The sequence below is a fragment of the Aquimarina sp. U1-2 genome, assembly GCF_017897595.1.
In the GTDB taxonomy this organism is placed as follows: Bacteria; Bacteroidota; Bacteroidia; order Flavobacteriales; family Flavobacteriaceae; genus Aquimarina.
Map to the genome: position 1 here is coordinate 1 of NZ_JAGKIK010000142.1, position 323 is coordinate 323.

Here is a 323-nt window from a genome sequence, read left to right on the forward strand (position 1 = left end):
TTGAAAACACGCAACAAACTTTATACAGAGCCGTTGTAGCTAATATGAAAAAACATTTCTGGAAAATATTGAGTGTGATTTTGATTTTATATTTTGGATTTGGAATATTTAAGAAGTATCATCCTACCTTTTATGGAACTTCATTTAACGACGAGCGAATTGAAATCGGACTTGTTCCAATTGATTCGAATTTAGTTACGACAAGTAAAAATACCAGTGTTTATCAAACTTGGAAAAATGAAAGCACTAATATTCCCAGATTTTACGCTAAATACGCATCCTTTGACAAATGGAATAAAGGAATTGAAATGGAAAATGATAAT

General features: G+C 30.3%; 1 protein-coding gene. It reads left to right on the top strand.

Annotation, left to right across the window (positions count from 1 at the left end):
* Positions 1-323: hypothetical protein (locus J8281_RS19400; protein ID WP_210199285.1), on the top strand; the 323-nt coding region annotated here is incomplete at both ends.